At 56.3% G+C, this 23,446-nt stretch carries 22 protein-coding genes; 10 read left to right on the top strand and 12 right to left on the bottom strand.

Features of this window, described 5'->3' with window-relative positions:
- The first annotated feature begins 72 nt into the window (after window positions 1-72).
- Both ACR0MO_RS07645 and ACR0MO_RS07640 read left to right on the top strand, forming a co-directional pair.
- Window positions 73-360 carry a hypothetical protein gene (locus ACR0MO_RS07645; RefSeq protein ID WP_170622490.1) on the top strand — a complete coding sequence of 96 codons (288 nt, stop codon included), beginning with the start codon at window positions 73-75 and terminating at the stop codon, window positions 358-360.
- Entirely contained in the window at window positions 350-1,483 is a 1,134-nt protein-coding gene (locus tag ACR0MO_RS07640) for a rhamnan synthesis F family protein (RefSeq protein WP_170622491.1), read from the top strand. Before ACR0MO_RS07645 ends, ACR0MO_RS07640 begins: the two co-directional genes overlap by 11 nt.
- A gap of 56 nt (window positions 1,484-1,539) precedes the next feature.
- Here ACR0MO_RS07640 and ACR0MO_RS07635 read toward each other — a convergent pair whose 3' ends face one another.
- Window positions 1,540-1,791: an LbetaH domain-containing protein gene (locus ACR0MO_RS07635; protein WP_170622492.1), complete on the bottom strand. Its 252-nt coding sequence runs from the start codon at window positions 1,789-1,791 to the stop codon at window positions 1,540-1,542.
- Between the two features lie 692 nt (window positions 1,792-2,483).
- Between ACR0MO_RS07635 and ACR0MO_RS07630 the strand changes: the two genes are divergently transcribed.
- A complete protein-coding gene (locus ACR0MO_RS07630) occupies window positions 2,484-3,605 on the top strand; it encodes a glycosyltransferase domain-containing protein (protein WP_480890534.1) in 1,122 nt (373 codons plus the stop codon).
- Complete coding sequence (locus ACR0MO_RS07625) at window positions 3,602-4,504, top strand: glycosyltransferase family 2 protein (RefSeq protein WP_480890532.1); 903 nt, start codon at window positions 3,602-3,604, stop codon at window positions 4,502-4,504. The genes ACR0MO_RS07630 and ACR0MO_RS07625 overlap by 4 nt, the downstream gene beginning before the upstream one ends.
- 56 nt (window positions 4,505-4,560) lie before the next feature.
- Here the strand turns inward: ACR0MO_RS07625 and rfbA are convergent, their stop codons facing one another.
- From rfbA to ehuD, 6 genes are all read right to left on the bottom strand, one after another.
- Window positions 4,561-5,427, bottom strand: a complete 867-nt coding sequence (gene rfbA / locus ACR0MO_RS07620; protein WP_480890529.1) for a glucose-1-phosphate thymidylyltransferase RfbA — start codon at window positions 5,425-5,427, stop codon at window positions 4,561-4,563.
- A gap of 3 nt (window positions 5,428-5,430) precedes the next feature.
- Entirely contained in the window at window positions 5,431-6,309 is an 879-nt protein-coding gene (gene rfbD / locus ACR0MO_RS07615) for a dTDP-4-dehydrorhamnose reductase (RefSeq protein WP_480890526.1), read from the bottom strand.
- On the bottom strand, window positions 6,306-7,346 hold the full coding sequence (gene rfbB, locus ACR0MO_RS07610; RefSeq protein ID WP_480890523.1) for a dTDP-glucose 4,6-dehydratase: 1,041 nt from the start codon (window positions 7,344-7,346) through the stop codon (window positions 6,306-6,308). Before rfbB ends, rfbD begins: the two co-directional genes overlap by 4 nt.
- A complete protein-coding gene (gene rfbC, locus ACR0MO_RS07605; protein ID WP_480707847.1) occupies window positions 7,343-7,912 on the bottom strand; it encodes a dTDP-4-dehydrorhamnose 3,5-epimerase in 570 nt (189 codons plus the stop codon). The genes rfbB and rfbC overlap by 4 nt, the downstream gene beginning before the upstream one ends.
- 202 nt (window positions 7,913-8,114) lie before the next feature.
- On the bottom strand, window positions 8,115-8,933 hold the full coding sequence (ehuA, locus tag ACR0MO_RS07600) for an ectoine/hydroxyectoine ABC transporter ATP-binding protein EhuA (protein ID WP_480584291.1): 819 nt from the start codon (window positions 8,931-8,933) through the stop codon (window positions 8,115-8,117).
- Window positions 8,934-9,566: an ectoine/hydroxyectoine ABC transporter permease subunit EhuD gene (gene ehuD / locus ACR0MO_RS07595; protein WP_480881847.1), complete on the bottom strand. Its 633-nt coding sequence runs from the start codon at window positions 9,564-9,566 to the stop codon at window positions 8,934-8,936. It lies immediately after the preceding gene.
- A gap of 98 nt (window positions 9,567-9,664) precedes the next feature.
- Between ehuD and ACR0MO_RS07590 the strand changes: the two genes are divergently transcribed.
- The 3 genes from ACR0MO_RS07590 to ACR0MO_RS07580 all read left to right on the top strand — a co-directional run bounded on the left by ACR0MO_RS07590 (window position 9,665) and on the right by ACR0MO_RS07580 (window position 12,847).
- Window positions 9,665-10,057, top strand: a complete 393-nt coding sequence (locus ACR0MO_RS07590; protein ID WP_170622499.1) for a hypothetical protein — start codon at window positions 9,665-9,667, stop codon at window positions 10,055-10,057.
- A gap of 404 nt (window positions 10,058-10,461) precedes the next feature.
- Window positions 10,462-11,643, top strand: coding sequence for an adenylate/guanylate cyclase domain-containing protein (locus tag ACR0MO_RS07585; protein ID WP_480873454.1), 1,182 nt, complete (start codon window positions 10,462-10,464; stop codon window positions 11,641-11,643).
- 118 nt (window positions 11,644-11,761) lie between these two features.
- Window positions 11,762-12,847 carry a hypothetical protein gene (locus tag ACR0MO_RS07580; RefSeq protein ID WP_480890519.1) on the top strand — a complete coding sequence of 362 codons (1,086 nt, stop codon included), beginning with the start codon at window positions 11,762-11,764 and terminating at the stop codon, window positions 12,845-12,847.
- A 102-nt stretch (window positions 12,848-12,949) separates the two neighbouring features.
- Here ACR0MO_RS07580 and ACR0MO_RS07575 read toward each other — a convergent pair whose 3' ends face one another.
- Entirely contained in the window at window positions 12,950-14,953 is a 2,004-nt protein-coding gene (locus ACR0MO_RS07575) for a DEAD/DEAH box helicase (RefSeq protein WP_480890517.1), read from the bottom strand.
- A 622-nt stretch (window positions 14,954-15,575) separates the two neighbouring features.
- Between ACR0MO_RS07575 and ACR0MO_RS07570 the strand changes: the two genes are divergently transcribed.
- Window positions 15,576-15,926 (top strand): DDE-type integrase/transposase/recombinase, encoded by a 351-nt coding sequence (locus ACR0MO_RS07570; RefSeq protein ID WP_480890515.1) that lies wholly within the window; start codon window positions 15,576-15,578, stop codon window positions 15,924-15,926.
- Between the two features lie 115 nt (window positions 15,927-16,041).
- On the opposite strand, the gene ACR0MO_RS07565 is transcribed toward ACR0MO_RS07570, so the two are convergent.
- Window positions 16,042-16,725, bottom strand: coding sequence for a DnaA N-terminal domain-containing protein (locus ACR0MO_RS07565; RefSeq protein ID WP_170622504.1), 684 nt, complete (start codon window positions 16,723-16,725; stop codon window positions 16,042-16,044).
- A gap of 467 nt (window positions 16,726-17,192) precedes the next feature.
- Between ACR0MO_RS07565 and ACR0MO_RS07560 the strand changes: the two genes are divergently transcribed.
- Both ACR0MO_RS07560 and ACR0MO_RS07555 read left to right on the top strand, forming a co-directional pair.
- On the top strand, window positions 17,193-18,500 hold the full coding sequence (locus tag ACR0MO_RS07560; RefSeq protein ID WP_170622505.1) for an AAA family ATPase: 1,308 nt from the start codon (window positions 17,193-17,195) through the stop codon (window positions 18,498-18,500).
- Window positions 18,497-19,603, top strand: coding sequence for a ParB N-terminal domain-containing protein (locus ACR0MO_RS07555; protein WP_480707849.1), 1,107 nt, complete (start codon window positions 18,497-18,499; stop codon window positions 19,601-19,603). The genes ACR0MO_RS07560 and ACR0MO_RS07555 overlap by 4 nt, the downstream gene beginning before the upstream one ends.
- A 65-nt stretch (window positions 19,604-19,668) precedes the next feature.
- On the opposite strand, the gene ACR0MO_RS07550 is transcribed toward ACR0MO_RS07555, so the two are convergent.
- The 3 genes from ACR0MO_RS07550 to ACR0MO_RS07540 all read right to left on the bottom strand — a co-directional run bounded on the left by ACR0MO_RS07550 (window position 19,669) and on the right by ACR0MO_RS07540 (window position 23,227).
- Window positions 19,669-20,724 (bottom strand): tyrosine-type recombinase/integrase, encoded by a 1,056-nt coding sequence (locus ACR0MO_RS07550; protein ID WP_480890513.1) that lies wholly within the window; start codon window positions 20,722-20,724, stop codon window positions 19,669-19,671.
- 317 nt (window positions 20,725-21,041) lie between these two features.
- Complete coding sequence (locus ACR0MO_RS07545) at window positions 21,042-22,493, bottom strand: sensor histidine kinase (RefSeq protein ID WP_480890511.1); 1,452 nt, start codon at window positions 22,491-22,493, stop codon at window positions 21,042-21,044.
- Window positions 22,490-23,227, bottom strand: a complete 738-nt coding sequence (locus ACR0MO_RS07540) for a response regulator transcription factor (protein WP_170630660.1) — start codon at window positions 23,225-23,227, stop codon at window positions 22,490-22,492. The genes ACR0MO_RS07545 and ACR0MO_RS07540 overlap by 4 nt, the downstream gene beginning before the upstream one ends.
- Window positions 23,228-23,446 lie beyond the last annotated feature (219 nt).

The following is a 23,446-nucleotide window of genomic DNA, read 5'->3' as shown; positions in this document are numbered from 1 at the left end:
TTCGACGAGACGAGTGCCTTAAGGCTACGTCGGCATTGCCGAATGGCCCTATAGGATCGATGATAGGTAAGAATGACTAAGCTGACTGAACGCAATAAAAAAGACTCGCTCTGGCAGCGCCATTGGGTTCCGCAGATCAAAAAAGCCGAGAACTGTCCGGCGTTCGACCAGAATTGTATGTCGCATCTTGCGGCTTCTGGACTGCCTGCGGCACATGCTATCCCTGAAAAAGACGGGCTTGTCGTTTGCAGTTTGCGTATCGGCAACATTCCGGTTGTGGACCGCTGGCACCTAATAGCCGTTTCGACGGCCGCAAAGCAGAACTGGCCCGAAACGGGTGCCAATCGCCATGCCAATTAGCCGGAGTGCAAAAATAAGAAGGGAACTTGTTCGGCCCGCCCGGCAACTCAGCCGCCTGATCTATCGATCCGCATCCAGCGTGTATTCGCCGTTTATTTACGACCATACCCAGCGGTCAAAGGTTCGAATCTCACCCGGCGCGGTCGCATTGAAGGATCATGTCTGCATTTATGTAATAGCTCCTTTTTTTGGATTGTGGCCATCAAGACTTGCTGCGTTGGACTACATGCTCGAAGCCGGAGTATCCCCTATCACGGTCTCGAACATGCCATTGTCGGAAAAAGACAAGGCATCCGTTTCCGAACGAAGCGCGATTGTAATTGAACGTCCAAACCACGGTTATGACTTCGGCGCGTATCGTGAGGCGAACCTGTACCTGCGGGATCGGCTGGACAGCTTGACGCGCTTGACGCTTCTGAACGACTCGACCTGGTTTCCGGCTCCGGGATCGCAGAACTGGTTCGCGTCCGTTGAACAAAGCCCGACAGATTTTATCGGTGCGACCTCCAATTTTGGAGGATCTACAATTGTCCCGAAATCGCTAACGCCGGAGCCCTGGGATTATGGTTCTTTTGCGTCCGGCTACCATCTTCAGTCCTTCGCCGTGTCCTTTTCACCGAACGTGCTGCGCAATCAAAGTTTTTTTGAGTTCTGGAAAAACTACCCATTGGTCAATGACAAAGACCTGACCGTAAAAAGGGGCGAAAAGGGCCTGACGAAATGGGCGCTTGAACAAGGCCTTTCAATGTCAAGCACCTATCCGGTTGAACAGCTTGACAACCTTCTGGCAAATTTACCCTTTGAACGTCTGCAACAGATTTCCGAGAATGTGATCGTCTTGGGTAATCCCAGATTTGAAACGTTAAAGCGTGAAGTCCTGCAAAGCTGCCCCGACGCCGAAACACTTCGATCGTTTCTTCTTGCGGCCGCGAGATGCTTGGGCGTTTCTTACGCATTGCCTGATTTCAACCTAAGAGAAATGCGGTTTCCGTTTCTGAAGAAAACACCCGTCTGGCATCAGCGGGAAGCGTCCGACATTACAATGAGGATCATCAACAGCTTTGGCGACACCTGGGACGTTGCGGAAGAAGCGCAGTATCTAAGGCGAACTCTGTTAAAATAATCTAGCAAGCTACCAACGGCACCTGCCGCGCTCGGTCGAAATCTGTCAGCCCGCCTTCAGGTTTTCGCGGCAGGAATATCCGAGGCGACAACGTCATTGGCCTTTATCCGTGCGCCGTTCCCGATGGTAATGGGGCCGATGATCTTTGCGCCCGTACCAATGCTCACACCCTTTCCAATCGTAGGGCCGACATAATCGCCGTCACGCAAGCCAATCGTTACAAAGGGTCTGATCGTGGCGCGCGCTCCGATATGAGTAATGCCGTCAATGACCACCTGCCCATGCGGCAAAACGATACCAGGGTCCATAACGACAGGGGCACCAATGTGCACCTGAGCAATCAGGATGGAAAGGCGTCGAAGGACGGTCGGTAAGATCGGAACCCCATGTGCGCGCAGTCGCGCGGCAGCCCGAATCAAAACAAGCGCGAGATACCCGTCAGCCTCCCAAATCATTCTTAGAACAACATGGGCGGCTGACCACTTTCTGCAAAGTTCGGCACTGTGCAAAGAGGCCGCGACAGCCTGTGCGTCTGCCAGAATTGCGGGGAAGAATTTGGGGTTCGCCCGACCGCGTTCTCTTAGGAATTCCCTTGGTGTCATATATGTACCCTCCGGCCGAGTAACCCTCACCCGATAATTGTTGATCACGTTTGGTGTTTCCAAGTAATGACCGGATTGCACAAAGACCACCAAAACCGATTGCGTGTCGATTTAGTGACACACGCATGCACACACGCGTGATATGCCTGATGGATCCGCCGGGCAGACCTTGAACTGACGTGCGCACCCACCTAGAAGTTTGGTCGCTCGCGGGGAACAAACAGCAGTAGTGTTGGTGATCCTCAGAGCGACTAAAGCAATACTGCAAAGCGGTTCGCGCATGCCCAAAGAAGTCTTGGATTTACGCGAGCTTTCCGTCGTCCTGCCGCGAAAGGCTGCTGCCTTTGAACGTGGCATCACACCGGTTAGCCTGCTGCGCGGTAAACAAGGGTAGCTGCATGGGATTGGCCAAATCAATCAACCGCCGGATGATGCTGGTCCGCGACGAAGACTTTCGGACGGCGCTCAAAGTGTTGCTTGCAAGGCGCAAGAAACGGCGTCAGTTCGAGCTTGAAAAGTTTGGCCGGTACCTGACCGAAGCGGGCTTGGGTCAGGATGATACAAATGCAGCTGAGTTCTTTGCCGCGTCTGCATCCAGTCACCTAGACCGGGAATGGTACGCGCAAGTAAATGGTCTGCCGTCTGCCAAAGATGCCCTGTCGCATTATAAATCGGACGGGGTAAAGTTTGCCCTGGCACCGTTCCGGGAACTGGCGGCTGAAGATGGCAAAACCCTGTCGATGTGGGGCATTGAATACCTTGTGCGCATGGGATTTCCCTTGGGTGACACCGGAGATCAACCCTTGCGCCCCGATGACCGCCGGGCGTTGGATCCCTTTAGCCTAACGAACAGCAATAAAAAACGTGTTGCTGTTGTAACGGCAATTTTCGGTCAATTTGACTCGCTTGTTCCGATCGATCCGGCTTGGAAAGAAACTGCTGACTTCTTTGTGTTTTCAGATCGGGCTTATGATGCAACCGGCGGATGGCAACAGGTACACGCGCCGTTTCACCATGCGGATACCCGCCGCAAGGCCCGGTTCACAAAGCTGAACCTTCCGGCATTTTTCTCCGACTACGAATGGGTGATCTGGGTCGACGGCAACATAATGATGTGTCATGGCCCGGAAGATATTCTGAACTCGCTGGATCCCGAGTCCTTCGATTTTGCGACCTTCCGACATCCTGACCGTCAAGGTCTGTTGGCCGAGGCCGCAAAATGCGTCCAACTTGCCAAAGACGATCTGCGCACGATGGCGCTTCACCTGAGCCAGAACCAATCCCACCCAGCGTTTCGCGACACTGATCTGTATGAAACCATGGTTATGGTTTTGCGCCCTTCGTCTTCGACAGTTCGGCAGATGTGCAACAGTTGGTGGCGGATGCTGGCACGCGGCTCGAAACGCGACCAGGTTTCATTGCCTTTGGCCATTGCAGAAACACCCGATTTGCGCGTCAAACACTTGCCCGGTGACATGCGGTCATCCGCGCATTTCGCGCGTACGAGGCATCGCGCATGAAACGAAACAAAACTCCGACCCCGGCCGAGGTTATTGTCTGCGTCCACAACAGTTTTGACGATGTGCAAGCCTGTATCCAATCTGTTCTCGACACTCTCAGGAACGATGACCGGCTTATCATTGTAGATGATGGATCCGAGACGGAAACGCAGAAACTGTGTGAGGGATTTGCTGCCAGCAATCCCGGCAACTGCCACTTGATCCGTCGACCGCAAGGCAGCGGGTTCTGCAAGGCGGCAAATGCCGGAATGCGGTATTCCACTGCTGATATGATTGTTCTGCTCAACAGCGACACAATTGTAAGCGGTGATTGGCTAAATCGTCTCGATGCCTGCTTAAACTCAAATTGGAAGATCGGGTTGGCCGGACCATTATCGAACGCGGGGGGCTGGCAGTCCATTCCTTTCCTGCCGGGGCCAGATGCACGGCCAAACGAAGTCCCCTCAAACGGCGAAGTGATCGGCGCCATACATACACTATGCGGCGAATTCGCCGAGCGTTTTGGCTATCCGGTTGTCGAACAGCTTAATGGATTCTGCCTTGCGATCAGTCGGCTTGTGCTGGACGCCATCGGGATGTTCGACGAAGAACGTTTTCCAATGGGCTACGGCGAGGAAAGTGATTTTGTCCTGCGGGCGCAGGATGCCGGATTTCTGTGCGCTGTATGCATTGACTGCTTTGTTTTTCATTCGAAAACAAAGAGCTATACGTCCGAGCAACGTCTAAAATATAACGACGCAGGCCAAAAAAACCTGAAAGCCCTGCACGGGGAATACAGGATTCGGAACGCGGTGTTAGGCACGCAATATCACCCGACCCTTGTGACGATCCGCAATGAAACCCAATCTTCCTTTGAACAGAATGGTTGGCTAGATGCGGGCAAAGGACAAACTGCTTAAGCGCATGAAATGATTGGTCAAGCACCCGTCTTGGGTGCTCGACCTCGTCTTGCGGCCTAACCCAACAGGGACTTCAGGTATTCGCCATAGGTGGATCTGGCGAACAGCTTTGCGCGCGCCTCCAGTACGGCGTCATCTACCCAGCCGTTCAGCCAAGCGATTTCGTCCAGGCTGCCGGTCTGCATACCCTGACGGTCTGTCAGGGTTCGCACGAAATTACCTGCATCCAAAAGTGAGCCATGGGTCCCGGTGTCCAACCAGGCAAAACCACGACCCATGGTCGAAACGTTCAGCAGACCGTCATGCAGGTACATTTCCAGCAATGACGTAATTTCCAACTCACCGCGTTCGGACGGTTGCACCTGACGGGCACGGGCCGGTGCATCGCCGTCCAGAAAGTAAAGCCCCGTCACAGCGTAGCTCGATGGTGGAACCATGGGTTTTTCAACGATACCACGCACCTTGTCACCGTTGAAATCGACGACCCCATATCGCTCGGGATCGGCAACGCGATAGGCGAATACTGTCCCGCCGCTTTCCTGGGCATCCGCCTCTTGCAGCAACTCGGTCAGACCATGACCAAAGAAAATATTGTCGCCGAGGATCATCGCGGACGGCGCACCATCCAGAAAATCCTCGGCCAAAGTATAGGCTTGCGCCAGGCCTTCGGGCGACGGTTGCGTAATCCAAGTGAGTGACAAACCATACTGACTGCCATCGCCCAGCAGTCGCTGGAATTGTTCTTGATCCTGTGGCGTGGTGATGATCGCAATCTCGCGGATCTGCGACAGCATCAGAACGCTCAGCGGATAAAAGATCATCGGCTTGTCGTAGATCGGCAGTAACTGCTTTGAAACCGCTGTGGTGATCGGATACAGCCGCGTTCCCGACCCTCCGGCCAGAATGATCCCTTTTCGTTGCATGTCCTATCCTTTTCCGACGGGGCCGTTTGCCACCTTTATCTCGGATAACACATCCGAAAGGCCTGCTTTCCAGGCAGGTCGTCGAAGTCCGTAAATCTGTTCGATACGCCCGCAGTCCAGACTTGAATTCAAAGGCCTGCGCGCCGGGGTCGGGTATTCCAATGTCGGAATATCAACGATGCTGGTGGCCAGCCCAGCTTGCGCGACGATTTCGCGGGCGAAATCGGCCCAACTGACATCCGGGCCCCCGCTATAGTGAAACAAGCCTCCGTCGGCGCGCTGCCCGGATTTGGCAATGGTCAAAAGCGCATCAGCGATATTTGCGGCGGGCGTCGGACCGCCAATCTGATCCGCCACGATTGTCAGCTGATCGCGGGTTTCGGCCAACCGCAGAATGGTTTTGACAAAGTTGTTGCCATGGGCCGAAAATACCCAGCTCGTTCGCAGGATGGCGTACCACCCGCCAGCTTGCGCGATCTGGCGTTCGCCGTCCAGCTTGGTCAGGCCATAGACACCCAAAGGGCCAGTCGGATCCTGTGTGGACCGGGGAGTATCGGAAGATCCGTCAAAAACATAATCGGTTGAAACATGCAGGAAAGGCAGATCGCGCTGCGCTGCTGCCCGAGCCATTTCTCCCGGTGAGTCTCCGTTGATCAGCCGTGCGTGATCCGCCTCATCCTCGGCCTTGTCGACTGCTGTGTAAGCGGCAGCGTTTATGATCACCGCCGCATCAGTTTGTTCGATGACGGCTGCACAAGCCAGTGGGTCGGTTAAGTCAGCCCGAGATCGATCCAGCGCTTCAACCGAAATTCCATGCGTCCCGGCACGCCTGCGCAACTCTGTGGCGACCTGACCATTGCGACCGAAAACCAGCGCTTTCACCTGACAACCCCAAGCCGCTTGCCCACACCGCTGCGCGTCTTAAGCGCATTCAACCAGGCAGCATTGTCCAGATACCACCGAACCGTCTGCTCCAACCCGGTTTCCGGGGTATAGGATGGACGCCAATTCAGCTCTTTCCGGACGCGGGTCGGGTCTATGGCATAACGACGGTCATGACCGGGCCGATCAGGAACATAGGTTATCAGATCGGCATAAGGCGTTTGACCCGGCTTCAACCGATCGAGAATGGCACAGAGAATTTTGACCAGTTCAAGGTTGGTCATCTCATTTTCACCGCCAATGTTATAGCTGCGGCCCAGCTCACCCTTTTTCAGCACCAGCAACAGCGCCTCGGCATGATCTTCGACATGGAGCCAGTCGCGGATATTGTCCCCTGCGCCGTAAATCGGAATAGGCTTGCCCGATAGCGCGTTCAGAATCACGACCGGGATCAGCTTTTCGGGAAACTGGAATGGACCGTAATTGTTCGAACAATTGGTGAAGACCACTGGCAATCCGTAGGTTTCATGCCAGGCGCGAACAAGGTGATCAGACCCTGCCTTCGAAGCCGAATAAGGCGAGTTAGGCCGATAGGGGCTGTCTTCAGTGAAAAGACCTTTCTCACCCAAGGACCCAAAAACCTCATCTGTCGAGACATGGTGAAAGCGGAAGCTTTCTGGTCGACCGGCATTCACCCAATAACTGCGCGCCGCTTCAAGCAGAACATAGGTTCCGGTGATGTTGGTGTCGATAAAGGCGGCGGGTCCGTCGATTGAACGGTCGACATGGCTTTCGGCTGCCAGATGCATGACTGCGTCTGGTCGATGACGGCTGAGAATTTCGGCCATCGCATCCGCGTCCCGGATGTCGGCGTGCTCAAAAGAATAACCCTTCGCCCCAGAAACCGAAGCGACATTTTCCAAACAGGCCGCATATGTCAGCGCATCCACGTTGACGACCGAGTGACCTTTGGAAATAGCGCGCCGGATCACGGCAGAGCCAATGAAACCCGCGCCGCCTGTCACCAGAATTTTCATGACGCGTCCTCAATCGAGAACGGAGAGTCGAAGCCCCGCAGATTTGGCGCTGCTTTGTCTTTCTCTGACAATTGCGGCGCGGCACTGACCTGCGGCCAGATAATACCAATATCGGAATCGTCCCACCGAATGGACCCTTCTGTTTCTGGCGCATAGGTGTCCGAGCATTTATAGACAATCTCGGTATCCGGCTCCAACGTCATGAAACCATGGGCAAATCCGGCGGGGACCAGCAACATTCGGCCATTCTCAAAGCTAAGCTCTTCGCCGACCCAATGACCAAATGTGGGTGACCCCTTGCGGATGTCTACCGCCACGTCGAATAGTCGACCGCGCCCGCATCGCACAAGCTTGGCCTGCGCTTTTGGCGGGGCTTGGAAGTGCAGGCCTCGCACGGTTCCAGCAGCGCTGGACAGCGAGTGGTTGTCCTGCACGAAGACCGTGTAGATTCCACTGGCCGTAAACCTGTCCAGGTTATAGGTCTCTTCAAAAAAGCCCCGATGATCGCCAAACCGACTGGGCGTGATCAGTTTCACATCCGGAATGGCAAGAAGCCTAATCTCCATCGTCCCAGTTGCCTCGTTCAAATAGTGCCGTACCACTGATTTGTGTGGTCATCTCATACCCGTGCGATAACGCAAAGGTTTTTATCCGCGCTGGCAGTTGCACTGCGGAGTAACCACGCGTCATTCCGCAAGGCCCTACCGAGAGCTTTGTGAATTCTGGTGTGGCTGGGTTTCAGTAGGATGGCTGCGGTCAGGTGTTCGCTCAGTTCGATTCCAAAACTGCGTTCAGGAATTGTTGCGTGCGTTCCCGTTGTGGGTTTTCGAACAACTCCCCGGGGGTCGCCTGTTCTTCGATTGCGCCGTTGAAGAAGAAACAGACCCTGTCCGAGATGTCCTTGGCGAACCCCATCTGATGCGTGACCATCAGCATGGTCAGGTTATGGGCATCCACCAGTTTGCGGATGACATTGGTCACTTCGCCGATCACCTCGGGGTCCAGCGCAGATGTGACCTCGTCAAACAGCATGACCTTGGGGCGCATCGCAAGGGCGCGGGCGATGGCGACGCGCTGCTGTTGTCCACCCGACAGGCGCGAGGGGTGCTGGTCGCGTTTCTCGGCCATGCCGACCATCTGAAGCAGCTCCATCGAGCGTTCCTCGGCCTCTTTCCTTGGCAGGCCCAGAACCTGAACCGGCCCTTCCATGCAGTTTTGCAGGGCGGTCATATGCGGGAACAGGTTGAAATGCTGGAAACACATACCGATCTTGCTGCGGATGCGTCGGATATGGGCCGGGTTGGCGGGCACCAGAACGCCGTCCTTTTCCATATGCGTCAAGGGCTCCCCATCGACATAGATGACCCCGCCGTTGATCGTCTCCAGCGTCATCAGCATCCGCAGAACGGTGGTCTTTCCCGATCCCGACGGCCCGATGATCGTCACCATCTCGCCCGCGTCGATATCCAGATTCAGATTGTCGAGCACCGTCAGCGCGCCATAGCTTTTGCGCACGTTCTGAAACCGGACCATGGGGATGTCGTCACCCTCCAGACGCAAGGGGTACTGGCTCATGTCTTCGGTCATTTATCTCATTCCCATTTTGCGGCGTACCCATTTTTCGAACTGAGCAATCAGAAACGCGGTCGGCAGCGAGATCAAAAGGAAAATCACCCCCACCATGGTATAGGGTTCAAGGTAGCGATAGCTTTGGGCACCAACCGCATTGGCGGTATGCATCAACTCGGCCACGCCGATCACGGACAGCATCGGCGTGTCCTTGAAAATACCCACCAGATAATTGCCCATTCCCGATACGGCAGGCGGCAGCGCCTGCGGGATGATGATGCGGCGATAGGTCTGCAAGACCGGCATATTGATGGCCGTCGCGGCCTCCCACTGGCCTTTGGGCACGCTTTCGATGCCACCGCGATAGACCTCGGACAGGTAGGCCGCATAGTGCAGCCCGATGGCGATCAAACCGGATGTCCAGGGCGACAGGTTGATCCCGAGTTGCGGGCCCACATAGAAAACAAAGAACACCTGCAACAGCAGCGGGGTCGAGCGGATGAACTCGACAAATTCCCGCACGCACAGGGTCAGGATGCGGTAAGGCGTGCGCTGCGCCAGTGCAAACACAAGCCCCAGCACCACGGCGATGGCATATCCTCCGCCCGCAGCCAGCAGCGTTTTGCCCGTTGCGTCGATGAAACGCGGCAATTTAAATTGATCTTGAAACCAACAATGACAGAGTATTGAGCATGGTTGTCACACCATCGACAGTCTGGCTTCAGGCTCTTGTACGGGGATAGTTGGAAATGGAAGACACTTCAGTTCGTACGTCGGTACTAGATGCGATAGACAGCGAAATAAGGGCTTCTAAAAAGCAGCAGAAGATCTATTGGCTGCTCTCTACAGTACTTCTGCTGGTGGTCATAGTGGCCGGTGCGTTGGCCACGTTCCTGTCCGCCGTCAAAATAGACAACAATATCCTGACGGCGGCATTGGCCTTGTGTACAACGATTTTCGGAACCATCGAGAAGAACTTTGGGCTTGCGCAGAAAGCCTCGGGCTATCGTAAGGTGAAAGCACATTTTCAGAACTTGAAACTGGATATGCTGCAGACAAAGCCAGACGAGCCGGTCCCGGCAGAAGTATTCAAGAAAATCAAAGAGCTCAGGTTGCTGAAGGCGGAACTTACGGATGACTAGGGAACGCCGGAAGCACATTGACCTCATGCGATCTCTTGCTTCCGGAAACAGTGGCCAAACCAGCTGTACGGACATCTAAGCAAAGGTAAAATCTTGTATCCGTCGAATTCACCTGCGGCGGGTCCAAACTGACGTTTCCGGCTTGACGACCAAAACCCCCTATCTGTCTCGGCAAAAAATTGCCGGAGGTGTATCATTCTTTCCATGAACAGCGCTGTCAAAGCTCAGAGGGGGTTTACCTTGTGCAAGGTTCATTTTTCCGACAGGTGAACTCCTCTCACCCAAACTAAAACCTGGTACCGCGCGCCGTTACCTTTTGTTGATACAGCATCGGAAATCTGCCAGCATACTTTTCGGAAAGGACCTAATTCGAAACCAATGAATGTATTTTTTGCGAGTTTAGCGTGTACAAGAATTCAAGGCGATTATTGACAATATTGGCGGCAGATGTCGCCGGATTCACAAAACTCGTTTCTGAGGATGAAGAAGCCACCCTCCATCGCCTTGCAGAGCTTCGCTCGATTATGGATCCGATTATCGAGTCTTACGGAGGCAGGATTGCGAACACGGCTGGCGATAGTGTTCTGGCGTGTTTTGACAATCCCACCGGCGCGGTGGAAGCCGCTATTTCTATTCAAGAACAACACAATGCCAACAACGCTCAGCTTAGAACAAGCGACCGCATGAGGTACCGGATCGGTATCAATATTGGTGAGGTAGTTCAGCAACCCAACGGTGATTTGTTGGGTCACGGAGTGAATGTAGCATCCAGGCTTGAGACGATTTCGGAACCTGGCGGCATCTGCTTGGCTGAAAACGTTATTGAGCAAGTCAAAGGAAGCTTGGACTATCGGTTCACAAAGATCGGGGAGCATTTTGTCAAAAACCTTGATCAACCGCTAAAGGTGTACAAGGTGGGTGAGGCCACCTTGCCAACCTACGAGAAGGCCGCGCGAAGACTTCAGGCATGGGTTCGTGGGCAGTACTTCTTGCCCCTCTTGTTCGCGGTTGTCTTAGTATCTATTGGCTTCTCAGCCTTTGCCCTTCTGTCAAACAAATCCGACGAAGCCAAAAGTTTTGACCCTGAATACCTCGAAGATTTTCTGACCTTAGATCCATCTCCCGAAGAGTTGCTCGAATTTTTTGATTTGGTAACCGTCGGCGAATACGAGGATTCGACTTACTACGTAATCAGAACGTGGGGCGCAGAATTTGAGATTCTTGAAAAGGTTTCCGAAGCCTTGGGTGGACACCTCGTTACCATCACTGACGAAGAAGAAAACGACTTTGTGTATCAACTGACGCTGGAAGATGAGGGGCACTGGGCGTTTGAGGGAAACCTCGCTCTGGGACCATTAATTGGCTTGGTGCAGGACCCCGAAGGCGCAGAGCCTGATGGTGGCTGGGGATGGGCAAATAATGAGCCCATGAATTTCTCCAATTGGAAGCGGGGTAGTCCCGACAACAGCAGCGGCAACCAGGATTTCGGAAATTTTCAAGGCCCTAATGTTCCCAAAACCAGCCCTCTTTGGAACGACACAACAATATGGAAGCGTTCGTTCATAGTTGAGGTTCCCAAACCCTAATTCCGAAATGCGCCAGTCACAGTTTTGCGGAAGTTTCATAATTCAAGCGTGGTGCTTGACTGATTCCAGAACACCTCACTAGCATCAGTGAAAAGTATTCTGGTGGAGTATTGGTGATATGCGGTCTTTTTTCGCTTTATTTTTAATATGTTGTGTTTGTTTTTTTGGCGCAAAACCCGTGATGGCCGATTTCGCAAACGCCCAAAAAAGACTGGAATTCTTCTCCGCGAATAGTTCCTACAGAAATGCCTGGTGCCCGGAACGTAAACCTTCCAAATTCACAACCGCACCAATCACTCAACCCTTCAAAACAGCGTCCGGCAAAGACCGACCTCCCGCTGTTTTCATGAATGAACTCGGCGCAGCAAATTCCCATCTACTCCGTACCGGTTCCAAGGCGGACGCCAACCAGATCGCCGATCAGCTTGCGGCAGCCGCTCAGGCCAGATCATTCGAAAAGCAAGGTTTGTACGATGGCGTGAAGATAGACGCAGCCTGGTGGCAAGCGAACATTCTGCTCAACTTGTCGATGGTGCACAGTTCACTAAGCGCAATTCTGGGAAAAAATGACCCGAGAGTTGTCGCAATTGCGGATTGGGGAGATCGACTTGCGGCAAGGGCAGGCTCAGTAGGCGGTTTCGAGCAGATGTACGGTAAAGAAGGCCATGCCGCCCGTGCGGCTGGACTTTTGGCGTGGGGTGCAGAAACAGGTAATCGAAAGGCGTTCAAAAAAGGTGAAAGAGATCTAGCATATCTGGCGCGGCAAATGCGCCCTAACGCCCCTTTGGCCGGTACATTTGACCAAGCTCGCAACAAACGTCCGGCCAAACGGCAACTACATTACACGTTCATCACGTACGGGTACCTCGTGATTGCGATGGATGCATCGCGGCGTGGCGGTGGAAAAGGCTTTCGACATAAGAGCCGTCAGACAGATATCCATGGAGCATTGGTATGGCTTGTTCAGTCATCCGCAGCGCCGAATAACCCAGTTGGCTTAAGCGGTCCCCAAGATACCTTTTTCTGGACTACGCGAAGCGATAGGTACCACAACCTCGCTTGGGCGGAGGCTTATCTTCGTAACTATCCCAACACCCAAGCAGGATTGCTTTTGAAAAGAAAACTCAAAGGTCAACGTTCGCGCGGCGTGTTTGCCGGGTGGTATGGTGGCAACCTGACCTGTTCTCTTGGCCCCGGCAGTTAGGGCCAATCAAATATCGTGAGTGTCGCTTGCTTCCCCTGCCACGCCTGCGGCGTTCTTAGGACATTCGCGTCTCAGAGTGAGTCACGTAGTACCCGAAGCAAATTAGGTCTTTCGCCGTTTCGGAACCGCATCGCCGCCTTTTCCGGCCTTGGCCGCGGCAGCACGTGCGAGGTTCTTTTTGCTGTTTGGCTTCCCCTTTGGCGGCGGTGGGCCTTTTGAGGCGCCCCGGGTCGATTGCGTATCGCCGCCTTTGGGTGCAGCGCCACGGGCTTTGCGGTTTTTTGGTTTTGCCCCCGCCGCCTTGAACAGACCATCCCCGTCGCCTGTCCGAGCGTCGCGGCGTTCGTTTCTGTCAGAATGCTCAGGTTCCGGGCGTCGCTTCTTTGATTTGAAAGGCTCACGACCCTCGGGATCGGGTTTGCGACGATGCGGGGCTGTGGCCTGATCCCGTTTTACCTGATCGGGGTCTTTTTTCGGCCCAAACGGTTTGCCCTTGTGCTTGCGATTGGGTCCGGCCCGACCGGTTGCTGATAAGTCCGGGGCTTGATCCAGACGCACGAGGTCTTTGGTCTTTTCGATCTTCATATCGGGCCCAATGGCCGCCAGAAAACCTGCGACACTGGTCTCGCGGATTTCGACATAGGTCACGTCATCTGCAATCCGAATGGCCCCGATATCGTCTTTGGTCAGATCCCCGGCCTTGCAGATCATTGGCAACATATGACGCGGCGAGGCATTCTGATTGCGCCCCTCGGACAGCGAAAACCAAACGCTTGGGCCAAACGCCGCGCGTGGTTTCGGAGCGGGTTGATCGACCGCCGCCAGCTCTTCCGGTGCGGAATGGCGCAGCTTGTACTGACGCAGATAGGCCGCCGCGATCTGCTCGGGCGTGAACCCCTCAACCAGTTTCCGAACCGAAGGACGTTCGCTTTCCGTGATCTCTGCCAGCCAGTCATCTGAGGCAAGCATCCGGGCCTGATCGCGTTCGTTCACCTCGTCGGCGGACGGGGCCGTTCCCCAATCCGCCGTCAGTTTTGCGAATTTCAGAATGCGTTCCGCCTTTTTCCGCGACGAAGGTTCAACGACCAGCGCGCTGACACCCTTGCGTCCGGCGCGGCCCGTCCGGCCAGAACGGTGCAACAGGGTTTCGTGGCTGTTTGGCAATTCGGCATGGACCACCAGATCAAGGTTCGGCAGGTCGATGCCCCGAGCCGCCACATCCGTTGCAACACAAACCCGCGCGCGCCCGTCGCGCATGGCCTGCAAGGCATTCGACCGCTCGCTCTGGGTCAATTCGCCCGAAAGCGCCACAACCGAAAACCCCCGGTTCGACAGGCGCGCGGTCAGGCGCGCCACCATCGCCCGCGTGTTGCAGAACACGATGACATTTGGGGCCTCGTAATAGCGCAGCACGTTGATGATCGCGTTTTCGCCATCGCGCGGGGCCACCGTCATGGCGCGATATTCGATATCGGTATGCTGGGTTTGCTCGCTGACCGTACTGACCCGTTCGGCATCGCGCTGATACCGTGTCGCCAGATTGGCAATCGCGCGCGGGACCGTCGCGGAAAACAGCAATGTCTGACGGTCTGCCGGCGTTTCATCCAGAATGAACTCCAGATCCTCACGGAAGCCCAGATCCAGCATTTCGTCAGCTTCATCCAGAACCACGGCGCGGATCGCCGTCAGATCGATCGAGCCCCGCATGATATGGTCGCGCAACCGCCCCGGCGTGGCCACAACGATATGCGCGCCACGAGCCAATGCGCGACGCTCGTCCCGAATATCCATTCCGCCAACGCATGAAGCCAGATATGCACCGGCATCGGCATACAGCCAACCCAGTTCACGCTTGACCTGCAGCGCCAGTTCCCGGGTCGGCGCAACAACCAGGGCCAGAGGTGCCCCCGACACCCCGAACCTGTCACCTTCTTCCAGCAGCCGATGCGCAATCGCCAGACCAAACCCGATGGTTTTGCCCGACCCGGTCTGGGCCGAAACCAGCATATCGCGCCCTTCCAGTTCGGGCCGGGTCACAGCCTGCTGGATCTGGGTCAGAGTATCATAGCCCTTGCGCGCAAGCGCATCTGCAATGGTTTGTTTCACGGTGGTGGTTCTTTGTATCGGCCAGGTGATGTGGCTGCGCGGTATTGCAATCAGCGCATCATCCAAGGGTAAAGACCGCCCCTTAACCGGTGTTATTCCCATTGTATAGATAAGAACCGGGGCAAATCCTCGGAAAAGCGTAAATGCAGGTCAGCCCTTCCGTCACGTATTTGGATGCATAAGGCCAGCCCAATGCCGGCCTTCGTTCAAACATGGTGTGGGGCCAGTCGGCTAAACTTCGGGCAAATCGGCCCGACTTCCCACGCGCAGGAAGTCCGCGAGAATACCGCTTTTATGCATTCATGGCCTCTTGGGTAACTCGCTGCACGATTCCATGTCACAGACTCCATGCTTTTATTATGTGCATAATATAATGTTTTTGAACATTACATATGCGATATAATGAGGCCAAAACATCACCGACGGCTATCGGGATGTGTCGCAAACTATGAGACCCAATTGACGAACATGCGTGATCTGACGTTTGTTCCCGTCGAATAGCTTTTCAAACGGTTTCGGCATGATTTCGTTGAAAGGCTGTCATTTCCCCAAGGATGCAACTTTGCACACTGCGTACTTCTATCTGCGGTACACGGTGTCCTATCGTAACTTCTAAGAGATCATGGCTGAACGCGGCGTGCAGGTGGACCACACTACCCTCAACAGGTGGGTTGTTAAGTACTCACCAATAATCGCGGGGCGCGCGCAATCGAAGAAGCGACCAACACTAAGTTCCTGGCGCATGGGCGGGATCTATGTTCGTGTTCGCGGCAAATGGATGTACCTTTATTGGGCCGTCGACAAAGCTGGAACGGCCCTTGATATCATGTTGCCTGTGCAGAGGAACCGTCCAGTGGCAGCCAGGTTCTTTGCCAAAGCTCTGTCTTCTAATGGAATTCCAGACAAGATCGTCATTTACGAAAGTGGAGCCAACGCGGCAGGCATTCGGCTATTTGCCAAGATCGCAGGATAGGTGTGTCCAGTAAGTCGCTGGCACTGGCCGCTCCAAAAAAATTTCCGACATATCTATGTTTGATAGGGTAGCCCTTCACATACATTTTAAAGCCAAATGTGCCGCTTGGGCGGTGCTATTCTGCTGCCTCGAAGCGCAGGCTACGCACCTCTGGGTCAACGCGGCCGTAGGCAGAGAGCAGACGCCCGGACCACTTCTGTGCTATGTAGTCGGCCATAAACCGAGACGGTGCCATCAGAGTCACCACGCCCCCTGCCCTGTCGGCCTCGGTCAGATGCTGGAACCAGCTGGACCAAAGCTCGGGATCGCGCCCGTGCAAAATGGTCTGAACCTGCGTCCAGACATCCGCGCCGCTCGAATCGGGTGCAGGTGGCTTCACCTTGAATGGCACGATATTGGTGTCACCCTTCGGCTCTTCGGTCATCCGCGCCTGGAAATCGGGGCCGATTGTGGGCCAGACCTCGGAGGTGTCCACCATCACCTGCTTCAGATCAAACTCATAAACTGCAACGCGACCACGGGCTGCCGGACGTTTGACGGTGATCCAACCCATTGTTTTCAGCTTGGCCATTTCGCGTTTTACGGTCCGTTCGTTCACCGACCAGAGCCGGGCGATCTCTTCCCTGCCAATCGACAGCTCATTGCTGCGCCAGTTATAGCGGGTGGTAATCAGAGCGATAACGCGGAGAATGCTGCGCTGGCGGTGCTTGTCGCCGGATAGGGCGTGCACGGTCAACGCCGAGAGAATGTCATATTTAATAGCGGGCGCATTTCGCCCGACCGGTTTTGCAACCTGCATCCCTATTCTCACCGTTCTATCTGCCTCGGACGGATGACACCGCCTATACCGCGTCGTTTTCCAACGCTTTTCGTCGTGTTGCCCTGATTAGCGTCCAAACCGACGATTCTGTCAAGCGGAGTCTGATTTGAGCGGGAGTTTGATCCAAATCCAAATCCAATTTCAAAAAGAAAATGGGTGAAGTATTGGTGATGGGGGACAGCTTGGGAGTCCCCCTATTTCCTTGTTATGTCCCCCTAAATGGGGTGGTTCTACCGATTTCGTCCCCCTAAATACTGACGCTGGCAACGTTAGCTGGGCGGCGTTGGAGGCGACGACCCCCGAATCAGTCGGTGGCTGGGAACCCCTTGTTTTCTTACCCGTGGGTACGATTATTCACTCATCATATTTCCTTTTGCGAAATGTGCAATTTAAGCGTAAAAAGAGAAAACGTAGAAAATAGCGTCCCAAAGAACGAGACCTGAGGCATGTACACGCACGAAGACCTTAATGCATTGCGCAACCAGTCCCTCAAGCTGCAGGGCTGGATTCGCCAGCAGACCTTCAGCCCCGAGATGGAAAAGACCCTCCGCCGCTTTTCAAGCTGGGAAGTGTCCGAACTGATCTTTCGCGTCAACCAATCCACTTTTCGCGGTAAGCTGGCCGCCGACCCCTCGCTGCCCGGAGGCGAGGTTGAGCCTGACGGCCGCCAGCGCTGGTTCAGCCTGGAAGAGGTGAATGAGCTGCGCCGCCGGCTCAAGGTGAACCGCAAGTCCCTCATGCCGCCTCGCCCCGCCGGCAAACGCGCCATCCGAGCAGCCGTGGCCAACTTCAAAGGCGGCGCCGGCAAGTCCACTGTTGCCCTGCATTTGGCCCACGCCGCCGCGCTGGATGGCTACCGTGTGCTGGTGGTGGATTTCGACCCGCAGGCAACGCTGAGCCATTCCATGGGTCTGACTGACGTGGCTGAGGATTTCACTGTTTGGGGTATCATGGCCCGCGATCTGATCCGCGAGACCGAGAGGATGAACAACCGCCCCGCTGCTGCCGAATCAGGGACCGCCCTGCCCCACCGCGAGTTGCCGCCATCAATCACCGATATGGGTCTCGGCGATCTGCGCATCTCGGACTTCATCAAGCAGAGCTCGTGGTCGACCATTGATGTCGTGCCCTCCTGCGCTAACGCCGCCTTCGTGGAATTTGCCTCGGCGCAGTATCGGCATCTAAACCCCGAGTGGTCGTTCTTTGCCGCGGTGTCGCGCTATCTGGATCAGATCCCTGACGATGCCTATGACTTGATCTTATTCGATTGCCCGCCTGCGATCGGCTACCAATCTATGAACGCGGTGTTCGCCGCGGATATGCTCTACGTTCCCTCCGGCCCGGGCTATTGGGAATATGACTCGACGACGTCCTTCATCGGCCAGCTGGCCGAGGCGCTGGAAGATCTGGCTTATGGTTTCGATAAGACCTTACCCACGGGTAAGATTGGTCTGCCGAAAACGTTCTGCGAACTGCGCTTTCTGTTGACCCGGTACGAGCCGGGCAATGCGCTGCACCTGGCCATGTTCGACGCGTTCAAGAAGGTGTTCGGCGAACATGTGGCGGAACACCCGGTCGAGATGACACGCGCTGTCGAACAATCTGGCCGCTTCCTCAGTTCGGTCTACGAGATGGACTACCGCGAGATGACGCGCGAGACTTGGCGCCGTGCGCGCTCGACCTTTGACAATGTGTATGAAGAATTCCGGGGCGTGATGCTGTCGGCCTGGGATAAGCTGGAGGATGACGCATGAGCCGTAAACGCAGAATGTTCGACATCGACATGCCGGCCATGGATGACATCCCGGTTGGCAAGGTTCCGGACAAGGTGCTGGAAAAAAGACGCGGGCCGATGGCGACGGCGATCTCGGAAAACGCCGATGCGCTGCGCAATCAGCAATCGACCGAGGATTCCATCCGCGCCGAGAATGACCGTCTGGCGCATGAACTGGTTCGCTTGCGGTCCGAAGGTTTGGTGACCGAGCATGTGGCCTTGGCGGATGTCGTAACCGAAAAACTGACCCGCGACCGCAAGAGCGGTGTCGACCCCGAACTGGAGGAACTGAAAGACTCGATCCGGGATATCGGTCTGTCGAATCCCATTCGTCTCGAACGCCGGTCGGACGGTCGGTTCGACCTGATCCAGGGGATGCGCCGCCTGTCCGCGTATCGGGCTTTGCATGAGGAAACCGGCGACGAGACTTATGCGAAAATCCCGGCGGGCATTTCCGATGCGACCGATCTGAATGACAGCTACCGTCGGATGGTTGATGAGAACCTGATCCGCAAGGATATCTCCTTTGCAGAAATGGGTGCGCTGGCGCGGGCCTTCGCAGACGACCCGGCGAATGATTGCCCAGACGTGGACAAAGCCGTGGCGATTCTGTTCAAGTCCGCCAGCTATACCAAGCGGAGCTACATTAGATCTTTCGCCAGTTTGCTGATGATGCTGGACAAGGTGCTCATTCACCCCAATGAAATTCCCCGTAATCTGGGGGTCGAACTGAAACGCAAACTCGATGCCAATCCGGGATTGATCCGGCAAGTCAGCACGGCGGTGATGAGCGAACCTGATCGCGATGGCCCGCGAGAAGTATCCATTCTTCGAGAATTTGTGGAACCGAAGACCAGCGCGCTCAAAAAACCTATAGCATCCGGGAGCGGTAAAACGCGCCGTGCGAAAACCACATTTCAGGTGTCGGGTAGGGCAGGGGTGGCCAAGTGTTCGGCATCCAGTGGTAGGATTGAGTTGCGCTATGATCTCGACTTTACCCGTGTGGATAGAGCCAAGTTGGAACAGGCCATTGCCACTCTGATTGACGATTTGCAGGAGGATGACAGTCTTACCCATGGGTAAGATTGATACATGTAATTGGTAAGGCGAAGCGCCGGGTCCATAGCCCGGTGTTTTCTTTTTTGTTCCTACCCCAACAAATCCGCCGCCGGATTTTCTGTGATATCGACATCGTCATAGTATTTCTGCGCCTGTGCGAGGGAGCGGTGCAGCGACAGGCGCATGGCGGCCTGGATCGGGGCGCCGTCGAGTGCGGCCTGGGTCAGGAACCCCGAGCGCAACCCGTGCGGCGAGGCGAAGTCCTCAGGCAGCCCGGCCCGTGCCAGTCGATGTTTGACGATCTGCGCAATGGCATCCGGGCTGAGGCGGCGTTTCAGCACCCGGTCAGCCTTGGAGATGGGGCGGAACAATGGACCATCCTCGATCCCGCCAACCTCAATCCAATGCACCAGTGCCTGGGCTGCGCGGCCTTTCAGCAGCAGCCGTGGGGTCTCGTCCTTGGTGGTGGTCTTGGTTTCCAGCAGCGATATCCAGACCACGCCAGTCTTTTCGAACTCCTTTGACGAGAGGTCTTCGCGCATCAGAACGGTGAGTTCCGAGCGCCGTCTACCACCAGAAGCCCAACCCAGCATCAAGATGGCGCGGTCGCGGCAATCGCGCCGAGAACCCCGACAGGTGGTGAGCAACTGCTCGAGCACGTCCCGCGTGATCGGGTGCTGCGTTTTCGGGGCAGGGGGCCGGGCTGTAGCGCGGCGCGCCTTGGCCCGGGCCTGTTTCACTTGAGGCGCGTCAAACGGGGAGGGGAGGTTCTTCATCCGGTGAAACGCCAGCCAGGACGCGATGCGCCGGTCTAAAGTGGACGGGGCAGGGCAGGCAAGCGACTTGCGCAGACCCCGGTCGATCAGTGCCTCAGCTGCCTGCCGGGCGCGGTCCTCATTCGGTGCGTCTTCAAGATCGCGGGCGTGATCGAGAATGAAGGCTAGGGCTGTGGCCTCAGACTCGGGCCAGTCCAATGCAGCGTTGAACCGGGCAGATTTCCACGCTGTGACATATAGCAGGTCGCGCTCATAGGCCCTGAGCGTATTGGCGGGGGTGCCGCGGATATAGAGATCGGTCAGCGCCTCCTGGTCCGCTTGTGACAGCGCAGGGGAGGCGGCAGGCAAATACGGTGCGGGCGGTGTCATGGCTGCCATTCTGCGCGCATTTCCTCGCAAAATCAATTAGACATGATAAGCGGTACTTATCGGGAGTGACAGAAATCTGTTACCACGCCCAATGTAACGCGCAAAAAGGCTTGATTTTGATTGTAAATCGGATGGAGGTCTAGAATTTTAGCAAAACCCGAGGATGTGTCGCAAACCCTTAGAATGGCTGTCACGCTATCCTTAATTACTGGTCTGTGCCCCCAATACGCTGCAATCCCATGCTCTGATCGGCTATTACCTTGACGGCTGGGATTACTGGTTCCGCTAAGTCGCGGCGGGCGCGTTCATTCAAAGACCTATTGCCGGGTAATCTGAATCTGCGCGCGCAGGCCCTGATCTCCGGCTTCGAAACTCAAGCCGCCGCCGTGTTGCTCGGCGACGGTTGCCGCGATGGTCAGGCCCAGGCCGAACCCGTCTGACGATCCGGTGTTCGAGCCGCGGCGGAACGGGGCCATCAGCGCCTCGATATCCGAGACCGAGAGATCGGTGCCTTTGTCCTCGACCGTGATCGTCGCGGTGGTGGCGTCGGTTTCCAGTTGCACCTCGGCGCGGCGACCGTATTTCAGCGCGTTGTCGATCAGGTTGGTCAAGGCGCGTTTCAGCGAAATAGGCCGCCCCATCACCAGCATGCGCCGGGTTTCCGGCAGAGATCCATGGCCGCGCCGCGACATGAATACCGACGGTGCGCCCTCGATCTTGACCGGAGCGATTTTTCTGAGCGTCACCGGCAGGTCCATGTCCTGATAATCGGCCACGAGGGACTCGACCAAAGCGGTCAGAGAAATCTGCTGCGGCTCTTCGATGCTGAGTTCCGAGCGGGTGTAGGTCAGCACGCTTTCGATCATGCCGGTCATCTGGTCCACATCGGCCTCGAGCTTTTCGCGCAGCTCGTCATCGGCGATCAGCAAGGCGCGCAGGCGAACGCGGGTGGCGGGGGTGCCAAGGTCGTGGCTGACGCCGGACAGAACCGTGGCGCGCTTTTCCAGCTGCATCCGTTCGTCATCCAGATGGGCGTTCACGGCCGAGACGATCTCGCGCAATTCTGCAGGCCCGTCCGCGTCATAGCTGTTTGGCCCGCCCCGGCGTTTGCGGTCGTGCAGAGCGGTGGCGAAACGGGTGAAGCTGTCCGAGACATTGCCGACCGAGGTCAGAATGACCGCCAGCGCCACAATCGCGGCCAGAATGGCGGGCAGGCGCAAATCGGCAGGGGCGGCCTTGCAGCCCCAGACCCCGGTGCCATCGACCCGCTGCCAGGGGCTGCGCCCGAATTGCGCGATCAGGATCGGCTCGCTGCAATAGGTGGCCAGCAGGCGGGTCAGGTTGGCCAGTTTCTCGGGGGGCGTTTGATCGATGCCGGACATTATATCCGACACCGGATAAACCAGCCGGTCGGACATCACCGCCAGCGTCAACTCGCGCCCGGCCAGAGGGGCGGTGTTGTCGGTCAGGATCGACAGGTTGGTAACAAAACTGCGGTCCGACAGGCCCGGCAATTGCTCGAACAGCCCGGCATCGGCCAGCGCTGCGGCCTGGGCGGGCAGGGGGGTGATGGTGATCCCTGGCGGGGGGATCTGACCAATGCGCAGGTCCTCGTAGACCGCGAAGCCCGCGACATAGGCGCGGGTCAGGAAGTCCTCCCACGCGCGGGCCGAGGCGAACCACAGCCCCGCCGCCAGCAGGCCCGAGGCAAAGGCCGCCCCGGTCCAGATCCAGCCCAGGCTGCGCAGGCGCGGGGCGCGCGCTGTCATGCGTCTTCTTCCACCGAAACCTCGGCGGCGAAGACATAACCGACCCCGCGTTCAGTGCGTAGCATCTGCGGGTCTTTCGGGTTGGCCTCGATCTTGGACCGCAGCCGCCCGACCAGCATGTCGATGGCGCGGCCCTGCGCCTCGGGCTTGTCGGCGCTGCCGGTGACATCCAGCGCGGCGGCGATCTCATCCCGTGTCAGGGGGATATGCGGGTTGGCCAGCAGAACCTTGAGCAGCGCGGTTTCCCGTTGCGACAGGGATACCAGATAGCCCTCGGGCGAATGCACCTCATCGCGCTTGCCGTCATAGCTCCAGTCGTTGAACCGAAAGCTCTTGGTCCGGCGGCGATAGGCCAGCGAGGGGGTGCGCCTTGCGCGCTGCATCACGGCGCGGACACGGGCCAGCAGCAATTGGGGGTTGAAGGGCTTGGCGATATAGTCGTCGGCCCCGACCTCATACCCAGCCATGCGTTGATGATCGGCAGACAGGGCCGAGACCAGAATGATAGGCACATCCTGTTCGGCGCGCAGGCGGGCGCAGATTTCGACCCCGTTTTCGTCCCCCAGCATCACGTCCAGCAGAATCAGGTCGATCCGGCCCGACGTCAGATGCGAGCGGATTTCGCTTTCGGAACTGGCGGGCAGGGCGATGAACCCGTTCTGATGCATGAACTGGGTCATCATCGACCGCATCTCGGGGTCGTCATCCACCACCAAAAGTCGCGGAATGCTCACGCGGTTTCTCCTCCCGATTTCTGCGCCTCCGACATCATGCATTGTAACGAACGGAAACAGATTCAATGTCAACGTAACACGCTGTAACAAAAGCGGTGAAAATTTGGGCAGTGGCACGCATTCGTCGCGGATTCTGCGTTGCCAGATGATGATCCGGTCGCAGTAATGCAGCCATCGCTGCTTTTCGCAGTCACTGAGTTCTCAGGGAGGAGACACATA

This window comes from Ruegeria sp. K5 (assembly GCF_056531805.1).
The sequence above is the reverse complement of the archived record's forward strand: the minus strand, read 5'-3'. Positions and strand labels throughout refer to the sequence as shown.